We start from the raw sequence: 12,497 nt of genomic DNA, 5'->3' as shown, positions 1-12,497 counted from the left end.
CAAACGCAGAGCGCAGGATAATGCGAAAGCCGCACCCCAAAACACCACATCCAGCGCAGGATACCCCTTCAAAGGCAGGGGTAGCAGGGGTCGAATGCGAAAGCCGCACCCCAAAACACTGTTGTCCAAAGTCTTTTAGACTTTAGGACTATTATCCATCGGTCTTCAGACCGAAATACATATCCGCAACCGGTCAAAGACCGTAAGATAGGTTCCGTCAAAGTCAGGTAAGACTTTGACAAACGCAGTTAAAAAGATATGTTGTCCAAAGTCTTTTAGGCTTTAGGACTATTATCCATCGGTAGAGCGCAGGATTCCCCTTTAGTTATACCGTTGATTTTATAATATTTGGCGGTGTTTTTTATTACCAAGTTCAAACAAATTTATATGTTTGCACTTGGTAATGGTTTTGATCTCGTGCGCAACTCTTCAATTGAGTTTTGAGACTCTTCCATTGCCTTTTTTATTTTATTTTCTGCTCTTCGAGAAACTGGTGCGTTTTGCATCTTTTCTAGCTCTGCCTTATAATCTGCGGTTTCTTTTTCCAACTTCTCTATTTGCTGATCTGCGTCTACTGGTTTGTTTTTTTGTGTTTTAGGTTTTGATGAATCGTATGCCTCTTTGTTTGTAAGCATACCATAGATTACTCTTGTTAACTTGTTCATTATTACACCTAAAGCATCGTTATAGGTCTTACCTTTCGCTCTTTGATTTGAATATACCTCTTTAAAATAAGGGTCATACATAATCGCATTTTTAGCTACCATGTATATTGTACCCCTATATGAACTACTTCCTTTTTTGCTCATTTTAGGTTTCTTTGATATATCACCACTTGTATGGTTTTCTGGGTGTACTCCAAAATAGCAACAAAGTGATGCGGCACTGTTAAATCGATTTATATCTTCTATTTCTATGCTTAATGACACTGCTGACTCGATGCCGCAACCAGGAATTGTGACTAATAAATCCGCTAAGTCGTTGGCTCCGTGTTTAGCAAGTTCTGATTGAAGTTCTTTGATCTGGGTGGAGAATAAGTTAATAGTTTGGGCCAATGTTTTAATATTCAGCTCAGTAAGTATCGTATTACCCGAACCTGAATCTAGCTTCACCGCTTTTTGGATGGCCTCAGCCTTCTCCATGGTTAACCCTTTGATTTTAGCCAATGAAGCTGTTTTCGCATTTAATATCTTTGCCTTTGATGGATACTTTTGAAGTACTTTATACATGTATTTTGGCATGCCATTTTTACTAAAAGTTAAAAGACCAGGAATACAACTATACACTACTTTCTCAAGTTGGTTGATATTTCTCGTCTTTTGTTTAATAAATCCTTGTATAGTTTTGTGCATCTGTTTCGCAGTATAAAAATGTAAGGATCTAGGCTTGGCTTTCTCTAGTTCTTCATAATTTTCAGATACATGCCTAGCTATAATTTCACTACTGATGGCGTCATTAATATTGCGATGCATATTCTTTTTTGACTCATGATGTGTCCGCAACGGATTAATCCTGAACATGATGATTCGCTTATCAAAACTTACCAATTGATTATACCAATTGTTTTCATACCCACCGGTACTTTCAATAGCCAAATAAATTTTATCAATAGACAAAAGTGCCTGTGATAAGACTTTTTGAGTTCATCAAGACCGGATTGATTATCAATAAAATTCATCCTGCGATTAGTAAATTCATTACCCTTCGAAATTAAACTGAAATCACAATAACCTTTGCTTGCGTCCAGTCCTCCAAATCCAACTTTCATACATAAATTACTTTAAAATGTGTTAAAAAAAGTGTCAAGCCTTACATTCCCTTATGTTATACGATATCAATGTATCAAGTTATACCTCATGATTAAGCTTGGCGAAAGGGACACTAAAGGACGATATCTAAGTATCAAGGGGTGTTCCCCTTCAACCGCCAAGTTATAAATTATTTGTTTATCTTGAAACCATTAATTTTTAAAATGCAAACATATAAGGGGCAGGGGTAGCAGGGCAGTGCCAAAGTCACAAATCCAAAGCTTTTCAAAAAGGAGTTGTGAGCCCCTCTGTTGTCCAAAGTCTTTTAGGCTTTAGGACTATTATCCATCGGTAGAGCGCAGGATTCCCATTTAGGGGCAGGGGTAGCAGCGCAGTGACCAAAGCCACAAGTCCAAACTTTTATATCTGATTTTAGTTTTCTCTTTCAGAATAATGTGTATCTTTGCGGCTTAATTTTTTAAAAACCTGAAAAGTGGAAAATAAAAATAAATCTTTTTTGGCAGACAAAAGGCTCTGGCTCGTCCTCTTATTATTACTTATTGCAGCAGTCACCTACTATTTTGTGAAGGGAAAACAACCAGCCGGCAATAATGTATTTATTCAAAAGGAGAATATCAAAGTGGATACTACTATGAGAGAGCAAGTCTCTGTCTATGTTGATTCGACGAAGAGTAAAGGTGCCTGGGAATACAGAGTCATCAGCGCCCCAACGGGAGAAAAGTTGTTTATGAATACTGTATTTGTAAATAAAAAAGATCCGTTTACTCTTCCCAATGGACAGTCTATGTATCCTGCTATGCGTGTTACTAATAATAACAACCAGGGCAACGTCTTATTCTTTCAGATACCCGGTGTAGAATATGCTTCCAATTCATTGAAAATCACCTTTGAGGGGAAGGATGCTCAGCAAGTCAACTTTACAAAAGACCCTAGTGACAATCCTGGAGCTATAGTGCTTGATAATCCGGCACCCTTGCTTGAGAAAATAAAAAAATCCAACAAAGTGACCATCGAAGTAAATCTGAAGAATATCGGAGTCAGAAAATTTGATTTTGCCACTACTGGATTTTTTTGGGACAGATAAGGTCTTAACATATTAACGATCACCATTATTTCAAAATAAATTTTACAAAGTGAAAAATAAAAATATTCTTCTTGGACTATTGCTCCTGATCATTGCAGCGCTCCTTATATGGTATTTTGGTTTCAGGTCTACGGATCTTGCCGGAAAAACTCCTGAAACAATTACCACAGAACAACCATCTGTCACCTCAGAACAAAAGGGTCCCACATCTTCCATCAATACCATCACTGGTGCTGATGGCAAAAAACAAGACATCACTACTTTATTTACAGCCCGAGATAGCGCTGTATTATTGCCCGGAGGTATCAACACTTTGCCTTCTCTGCAGGTAGTGGATCATGAGACAGATGTCGATCAGCTGTATTTCCAGTTGCCTATGGCAAAGTTCAATAATTATACAATCACTTTTGTGATGGATAAAAGTAAGACCATCAACGCAGCCATCAGGGAAGAAAATTCATCCAGGCCCGGGATCATGACGGTCAGCAACTCTGCCGAAATTCTGGAGAGCCTTAAGCAGGCAAAAAACATCGAAGTCATCGTAGATATACAGTCTATCGGTAAAAAGTCTTTATATTTTGTGGGTGCTTCCCATTGATACTATGATGTATATATTACCTATACAGGTAAATCGATATATGATCGAAATGGATATCTCCAAAAATGATGACCATATCATCAAGAGTTTCATAAAGATGAAAGATGTAATATTTATGACATTTGGAAGCTTTTTAAATTATAAAATTATTCCTAATTTAAAAAAATATTTGGTAAAATGATACAACATAATATAAGATTATGTAGCTTTGCCATCTGAAAAGTATAAGTCAAAGGACTTGTACATGGTTTAATTGTAATAAAGACGAAAAGAAATAAGAAAACTACACCGGTGACGATCATCATCCCTACAATTTCGAAAATCAATTCATCCCGATGATCCCGACCCGTTTTTTATTTCTTGTATATATGCACTATTATAAATAAAGACGAAATCAAACACCATTTATAATTTTCCATTTATACGTCATCTAAGGTCTGAACAATATGATGCATCGTGTCGTGTGATTTATACATGACGCGCATGGTTGTATTATGTCTTGATATTGTTTATGGCTAATTTATTACTATTTTTTATAACCTTATTTATTTTTTAACCAAAACTCAATCTCATGAAAAGATTTTTATTATTCATTTGTGGCCTTCTGTGCATGAGTGTACTATCGGTGGAGACTGCCAATGCGCAGTGCCCAGCTCCTACCGCATTGTCTGCTCTGAATATAGGCCAAAACTCCGCTTCACTGCGTTGGACGTCCAACGACACCCCTCTGGACAACTGCTGGACTTTGGTAGTTGGCGGTCAGGGGTTAGCCAACTGTAATAACACAGGTCAGGCTTCAGTAGTAGCTACCTTGTGCAACAACGGTGGTGTTCCTACTTCAAACAATCCTGCCGTATCTTTTACAGTTGCCGGTCAAGTGATTACTGCAGTGGTAAATGGCCTTCAGGCAGGTACTGATTACGAGTTTTTTGTATCAGAAACCTGCAATGGCATAGGCACTCCTGCTAACGTTTCAGTTTGTACAGGTCCGTTAGCATTTATTACTTTAGATGCACAGTACACTGTATCTGCTACGACAATAAGACCTACATGTCCTTTTGGCACAGCAAACTATGTAGCTAACGGTAGTTTTACAGTAGCTGTGACCAATGGTTCTACCTGTGCAGGTACTTATACCGTTAATGCTGTTCCTGTAGCCGGATCAGGTCCTGCCGGATCTACTCCTCCTAGTACTACAGTTGTAACTTACATTGGTTTTCCTGCAGGTAACTTCTTATTTGCCAATGCGGGTGCAGGTCAGTACACAGTGACTGTAACTGAAACAGGCGCTTGCAATCCTCCTACTGATCCTTTAGTGGTTTTAGTGACTGTACCAAATGGTGTGGATGCAACTGCTCCTACATTTTATGTGACAGATGTCCTTGGCAATATTCTTGCTGACAATGATGGTGCTACAGCTACTGGTGCAGCCAGAAACTTTGGTAGTACCACTATCCCTGAGGGAGCATGTGGCAGACAAGACCAGTACTATGTGTATGGTACTGACGGATGTAGTGGATCTGTCACTGCTGCAAATGCGGTGAGTGCTACTTCATCAACTACACCTGCTACTGTCGTTCCTGCTACCCAGGTGACAGTGACACCTGATGGATTAGGGTTTTATCTTGTAGATGTATTCTGGTCTGTAGGTCAGACTACAGTGACCATTTCATTTCAGGATGCGACAGGCAATACTGCCAGCGTTACGCTCACCAGAAATGTGATAGACAATACTGATCCTGTGGTCAAAATCCTCAGCAGCTCACAGTTTGTGATACCTCAGTGTGCAACTACAATCACCGGTATCGTCACATTCCAGATCGACGATCTGTGTGATCAGAATGCTGTTAACTGGGCTAATTTCGTTCCTAATTTTGGCGGCGCTACCGGAGTATTGAACTTTACAGGCAATAACTACAGAGAGTACCTTGTTACTTTCCCTGCTGTGGGCTCTTACCTGGTAGCAGCTTCATACATCGATGCCTATGGAAATACCGGATTTATAGATCAGGTCATCACGGTGACAAAAGCATCTGAAAACCAGCCTCCTAAAATCATAGCTGCAGCAGAGACTTTCACAGCTGCCAAGTGTTTTGGTGATGTGATCAGTGTTTACGGGTTTACCGTGACTGATGATTGTGAGGACATCGTTCCTGGAAATATTCTGTTCTCTATACCTGGAGCGACAAATGTTTCATTATATTTTCAGCAAACTGTTGGAAGCAACAGGACACTTTATCGTGAGTATCAGGTTCAGCTTGATGCAAACCTGACGAGTCCATTTGAAGTTTCTTACTTTGCTAATATCAGATATACACCTCCGGTTGGAGCACAGGTTTTCGTATTGCCTGAGATCACAGTAGTATCTCAGCCTGACCTGATCGCACCGATCATAGTACACCCTTCTCAGGATATCTCTATCAATCTTGATCCTTGCGGCCCATCTGTAGCAAGTACTACATTTGAGGTTTCATTGATCGATGATTGTGGTATAGCTAGTGGTACTCTTTCTTTTCCAGTTGGAATTACCGGAGCAACTTCATTGTCTGCCGGTGGACAGCGTATTACTTTAGGTAATATCCCTGTTGGTACCCACAATATTTTGATAACAGCTACAGACAACTCAGGCAGAACACGTCAGGAAGACTTCCGTATCATCGTGACTCAGGCAGCTACGCCTACACAGTTAGTATGTATAGGACAACTGAACTACTCTGTCGGTGAAAGCTGTAATGATGAGATCACTCCTCAATTATTGTTGAATACACCAGGTATTTGTAACAGTGCATTCACAGTATCTATCGAGCCTTTCGGTGGCAACAGAGTAGATAAGAGACACATTGGCAAAAACTGGACTTATTCAGTGACAAACAACGCGACTGGTAATAAATGCTGGGGAAAAATCCTTGTTGAGGATAAATTTGCTCCTACTATCATATGCCGTCCTGCTATGACTATATCTTGTGATGCGGTAAGTACTATCCTTTCACAAAATTCAACCACTACTTGGAACAGACCTGTGATGAATGACAATTGTGGTATAGTAGATGTAAAAATGACCATCCACGACTTTACTAAAGACTGTGGTGGATTTATACTAAGAAAATGGTCTATCAAAGATTGTGGTGGGTTCACAGCAACGTGTGAAGACAGAATCGATGTATTGCCAGTAGATGCTGCACGTATCATGTGTCCTGACAATGTTGAGGTAACATGTGGTGTTCGTTTAGAACCTGAATATCTCTGGGCTCATATCAAAGATGTGACTGGCAGCGATGCAGAAGCGACAAGAAGTGTATACCCTTGGTTGAAGACTGCTGATTTAGCAGGAGTACAAGGTAGATTACATGGTGTATGTAAGTTCATATCTACTTATACAGATCAGAATCTTGAAGCATGTGCAGTAGGCTGTAAAGGCAACAATAAAGTGATCAGAAGATGGACAACACTTGACTGGTGTACTGGTAATCTTTATGAGTGTACACAGGTCATCAAGTCTATCGATAGTGAAGGACCTACCTTCTTAGTGAACGATGAGACAGTAAGTACCAATCCATGGGGTTGTACAGCAGACTTCTGGATGCCTGAGGTATGGGAACTTCATGACAATTGTGACCACAACCCAACTATCACAGTTAAGGCAGCTGATATCGTTCATGGTTTGACAGTGACCTGGGTAGCAGGCAAAGGATGGAGAGCAGCAGGAGTACCATGCGGAGTAACCACATTTAAGTACATAGGCACTGACTGTTGTGGTAATGAGACAATACATCTTATGGATATTACTGTAGCTGACAGAACAGCACCAGTACCTGTGACTAAGCAAAATATCGTAGTAGGTCTTACTCCCGGATATGATGCACATGGTACAGCAGATGCAAGTGCTAAATTGTTTGCACCAAGTGTAGACAACGGATCACATGACAACTGTAGTGATGTAAGAATCGAGATCAGAAGAGCTTTGGATTCTCCTTTATGTTCAAATATAGGATATTACGGACACAATAATAACAGAACATACAGCAGTATGCCTGGTATTAATTTCTCCACTAGCTCATCTCCTACAGCCAATATCACCTGGACATGGACAAGCAGTAGTGGATCACGTACAAGAGATGCCGGAGTAAGTCCAACCAATATGAACTGGAAAGTAGTATTGATAGATGAGGCACAAGGACAATGGACATGGAGAGATATGAGTGTAGTAAGTGGAGCTACTGTAGTAAGACCTGAATTCTGGGACTACACAGGATCAGTAGGTGCAGGATCAACATGGAGAACATCCAGAGCTAATATTACCAGAGCAGATGCTACTAAGTTACACAACTTCTTAGATACTGACGGTGGTAAGTTTGTGAAATTCTGTTGTGAGGACATACCTGCCGGTCAGGCGTTTGGATCACATGATGTACAGATGAGAGTGTGGGATGATGGTAACAAAGACGGATGTATCGGATGTTGGGTATTAGCAACAGATGCCAATCCAAATCCACAGCAAGACAACTTCAATGAGACGTGGTCAACTGTAAGAGTTGAAAACAACAATCCACCGATCCTAGTATGTCCTAAAGATGCCACGATCTTCTGTGACTGGCCGATAGAGACAAGCGTAGGTGTTTGGAAGTCTGTGGCTGGAGTAAACTTCGACAAGACAGGAGTAGCAGAAGCTAACGGAGCTTGCGGAAATCCTGCTGTTGAATTCAGCGATGCAGAAGAACTTGATAAGTGTGATCTTGGTTGGATTAGAAGAACCTTCAGAGTACCATTCACTCCTAAAGGTTCAACAACCGTACAATACATAACGTGTATACAAAATATCAGAGTACTTCAAAGCAACAGCACACAGGTGTGGAATTTTGCTGCAGACAGCAGATACTCTCATACTGCACCTGCAGTAAATACTAACCAAACTGTATTTTGTAATGCACCAACAGGCGCCCCTGCGCCGGTAGCATGTACCGGACCTACAGCTGCAGACATAGCTGCATGGGAACCAAAATATGTACAGGCACCATGTGATGTGATCGGATTGAACGTAAGCCAGCCTGAGCAGTTTGACTTCGAGGATGGAGTATGTAGAAAGTGGGTAGTGAAGTACAAATTTGTCAACTGGTGTGATCATAAAGAAGTATGTTACTACAAGACCTTTGTATTTGAAGATGTGATAGCTCCGGTAGTAGCATGTAAAGATACATGTATCGCAGCTGGTGCAAACTGTAAGACTACAGTGACCTTGACAAAATCAGCAAATGATGATGGTGGCTGTATTCCTAACGATCCTAACAGATGGTTGAAGTGGTATGTTGTGATTGACGAGTGGGCAGATGGTACTGTTGACTATGCTTATAGTTCATTTGTACCTACCAACTGGAACTTTGGTGGTGGACAAACACTTCAGGTTTCTCCGGGAGTTTGGGTACCTGCCAAATATGTAGCTCCGAGCAAGCCAAAAGATAATATTACAATTACATTCCCTAATATCATTGAAGGTAAGCACAGCTACCATAAAGTGACATGGAAAGTAACAGACGGATGTCATAATTTCGGTGCATGTACAGAGACCATCGAGGTGAAAGACAAAAAAGCACCAACACCTTATTGTGTACACCTGAGCACAGCACTGATGGCAACACCGGCAGGAAGCACTGCTAAGCCAATGGTAGAGCTTTGGGCAAGAGACTTTGATAAGGGATCATTTGACGGAGACCTTGCATGGCCATGTACAGCACAAAAAGACTTGTTGTTTACATTCAATGGTGAGCACCCGATATTGACAAGCTTGAATACAGAGCATTTATTCAAAGGAAAAGGACTTTCAGCTACACCTGCTGAATATGCTGCAGGAACAGCACAGAAATGGTTACCTGCCACTAAGACTTCAGGCAAAATCTGGACAAGCGACGCATTACAAGGTAAGTCTTCCAATGAAGTACAAGTAAACGTAAGCGTATGGGATTGGAATCTGAATACAGACTTCTGTATGGTCAATCTTAAGTTAGTATGTAATGGTAACGGATGTCCTACAGGTGGTGCAGGATCTAGAATAGCAGGTACAGTAGCAACTGAATCAAATCAGACTGTCAGCAATGTCACTGTGACAATAGATGCCAATATCACTGAGTACCCAGTATCAGTAACCACTCCTTCGAATGGTACATTTGAGAAGAGTGTTCCAAACGGAATCGATTACGAAGTTACAGCGAGCAAAGGTGGAGACTACATCAATGGAGTAAGTACACTTGACCTTGTGATGATTCAGAGACATATCTTGGGTATTGAGACATTATCTTCACCATACAAAATGATTGCAGCAGATGTAAACAATGATGGTAAAGTAACAGCTCAGGATCTTACAGAGTTGAGAAAATTGATCTTAGGTATCTACAATGAGTTGCCAAACAACGCAAGCTGGAGATTCCCTATATCATCTCAGACAATGAATGCAAGTACACCATTCCCTTATCTTGAGAAGATAGCAATCTCTTCTTTGGACAAAGATATGATGAACCAAAACTTTGTAGCTGTTAAGGTAGGAGATGTCAATGGTAATGTAACTACCAATGTTGCTAGCCCAGCAGTAGAAAGCAGAAGCGCAAATACAGTTGCTATGACTGTAGCAGAGCAAACTATCGCAGCAGGTGATGTAGTAGACATCGCAGTTACAGCAGCCAACTTCAATGATGTAGCAGGCTTCCAGTACACTATGAACCTTAAAGGTGCAAGCTTTGTAGGTATCGATGGTGGTGCTATAGGAATCAATGACAATAACATCGGAGTGATTGCAAATGACGTAGTAACTATGTCTTATGCATCTGACAAAGGTGTTACAGTAGCTAATGATGAAGTACTCTTTACTATCACAGTAAAAGCAGACAGAGCAGTGAAAGTAAGCGAAATGCTTTCAATCGGATCAGCAGTGACTTCAGCAGAAGCATACACTAGCGACCTTAAAGTGGGCAAAGTAAGCTTAGAAGTAAGAACAGCTCCAGTAACAGCTATCGAGTTGATGCAAAACGAGCCTAACCCATTCAAGGGTCAGACTACAGTAAGCTTCAACATGCCTGAGGCAGCAGCAGCTTCCTTAAGTGTATATGATGTAACTGGTAAAGTAGTGACAGTAAGAAACATCAACGCAAACAAAGGCTTGAACAGTGAAACATTCACAAGAGAGCAGTTGGGAGCAAGTGGTGTGATGTACTACACACTTAAGAGCGGTGACTTCACAGCAACTAAGAAAATGATCATCATCGAGTAATCGGTGCTGATGATCTGAAAATCTAAACATAAGTGGAGGTTGGAAACGACCTCCACTTTTTGATAAATCGGTTTTTGGGATGGCCTCTCTTCGAGCAATTGAAGGGGGCTTTTTAAATTTATCCATCGACCACCAAGCTGAGCAAAGCGAAGACTGGTGAGCGATCTTGGACCCATCGACCACTAAGCCGACAAAGGAGGACTGGTGAGCGATTCATAATTCAACATATAAAAACCTGATTGTCGAAGTTTATAACTTCGATACTATATTTTAAGAATTTGCAATTCAAAAAATGGTACCCATCGACCACTAAGCTGAGCATAGCGAAGACTGGTGAGCGATCTTTGCAACCATCGACCATTAAGCCGACAGAGAAGCACTGGTGAGCGATTCATAATTCAACCCTTTTCGCTTAAGAGTCGCCCTTTGGGACGCTTCTCAGTCGAAAGGGTGTATCGACCACTAAGCCGACGAAGGAGGACTGGAGAGCGATTCATAATAAATCAAACGCGACTGATTCATTAATACATTTTCACACTTATTCACTCATTCAACCTATGCAAACATCTTACATCATCGGCGGAGTACGAACTCCGATAGGAAGACTCCGTGGCGCATTATCATCCGTGCGTGCTGATGATTTGGCAGCCATTCCATTGAAAACTTTATTGGAGAGATACCCATCACTTGACCCTGCTTTGATAGATGATGTCATATTAGGGTGTGCCAATCAGGCTGGTGAAGACAATAGAAACGTGGCTCGTATGGCACTCTTGCTTGCCGGATTGCCATATACTTGTCCTGGTGAGACAGTCAACAGATTGTGTGCTTCAGGGATGTCGGCAGTGGTACAGGCACACCGAGCTATCGTATGTGGAGATGCTCAGTTAGTGATAGCAGGGGGCGTAGAGCACATGACTAGGGCTCCTTTGGTCATGTCTAAATCCGGGATACCATATGGTGGTCATCAAGAACTGTTTGACAGCAGTTTTGGCTGGAGGTTTGTAAATCCCCAAATGCACGCTATGTACGGTACTGATGCCATGGGAGTGACGGCTGAAAATCTTGCTGCCAGATATGGGATTAGTCGCAACGATCAGGACATATTTGCACTTTGGTCTCAGAAGAAGGCTGCTGAAGCTCTTGCAAGTGGCATATATGCAGATGAAATCGTTCCGGTGAGCATTAAAGAAGGCAAACAAAGCCGGATTTTCAAGGATGATGAGTATATAAAACCTGAAACGACATTAGAAGCACTATCAGCATTAAGTCCGGCATTCCTCAGGGATGGAAGTGTCACAGCAGGAAATGCATCTGGCATCAATGACGGAGCTGCAGCACTCCTATTGGCATCTGAAGATGGATTATTGCACCACAACCTGGCACCATTGGCAAGAATTGTGAGCTCAGCAATTGCAGGTGTTGAACCCTCAGTCATGGGCATCGGCCCTGTGGAAGCCAGCAATAAGGTCCTTAAAAAAGCTGGCCTCACCATGGACCAGATGGATATCATTGAGATCAATGAAGCGTTTGCGGTTCAGGTATTGGCATGTCTTAGAGCCTTGCACGTTGCTGACGACGATCAGAGAGTCAACCCTAACGGTGGCGCTATCGCACTGGGGCATCCATTAGGTATGACTGGGGCGAGGATCATACTTACTGCTGCACTGCAGTTGAAAAGAAAAAATTTGCGATACGCCCTTGTCACCATGTGTGTGGGAGTAGGTCAGGGATATGCTGTCATTTTGGAGAAAGTATAAGTAATCGACCACAAAGCCGACGAAGAAGGAC

Annotated in this window: 6 protein-coding genes; 4 read left to right on the top strand and 2 right to left on the bottom strand. The window is 41.5% G+C overall.

Annotated features, from left to right (window positions below; translation table 11 throughout):
- Nucleotides 1–383: 383 nt before the first annotated feature.
- Nucleotides 384–1,595: a transposase gene (locus IPK35_04380; GenBank protein MBK8052521.1), complete on the bottom strand. Its 1,212-nt coding sequence runs from the start codon at nt 1,593–1,595 to the stop codon at nt 384–386.
- Nucleotides 1,541–1,768 (bottom strand): hypothetical protein, encoded by a 228-nt coding sequence (locus IPK35_04375; protein ID MBK8052520.1) that lies wholly within the window; start codon nt 1,766–1,768, stop codon nt 1,541–1,543. The genes IPK35_04380 and IPK35_04375 overlap by 55 nt, the downstream gene beginning before the upstream one ends.
- A 473-nt stretch (nt 1,769–2,241) precedes the next feature.
- Here IPK35_04375 and IPK35_04370 point away from each other — a divergent pair, with 473 nt between their 5' ends.
- From IPK35_04370 to pcaF, 4 genes are all read left to right on the top strand, one after another.
- The gene (locus IPK35_04370) at nt 2,242–2,853 is read left to right on the top strand and encodes a hypothetical protein (protein MBK8052519.1); all 612 of its coding nucleotides are present in this window, start codon (nt 2,242–2,244) and stop codon (nt 2,851–2,853) included.
- Nucleotides 2,854–2,902: 49 nt separating this feature from the next.
- Nucleotides 2,903–3,451 (top strand): hypothetical protein, encoded by a 549-nt coding sequence (locus tag IPK35_04365; GenBank protein MBK8052518.1) that lies wholly within the window; start codon nt 2,903–2,905, stop codon nt 3,449–3,451.
- Between the two features lie 571 nt (nt 3,452–4,022).
- Nucleotides 4,023–10,706, top strand: coding sequence for a T9SS type A sorting domain-containing protein (locus IPK35_04360; GenBank protein ID MBK8052517.1), 6,684 nt, complete (start codon nt 4,023–4,025; stop codon nt 10,704–10,706).
- Between the two features lie 557 nt (nt 10,707–11,263).
- The gene (gene pcaF / locus IPK35_04355; GenBank protein MBK8052516.1) at nt 11,264–12,466 is read left to right on the top strand and encodes a 3-oxoadipyl-CoA thiolase; all 1,203 of its coding nucleotides are present in this window, start codon (nt 11,264–11,266) and stop codon (nt 12,464–12,466) included.
- The last annotated feature ends 31 nt before the right edge of the window (nt 12,467–12,497 follow it).

It is taken from the genome of Saprospiraceae bacterium, from assembly GCA_016713025.1.
Lineage (GTDB): Bacteria > Bacteroidota > Bacteroidia > Chitinophagales > Saprospiraceae > OLB9.
The sequence above is the reverse complement of the archived record's forward strand: the minus strand, read 5'-3'. Positions and strand labels throughout refer to the sequence as shown.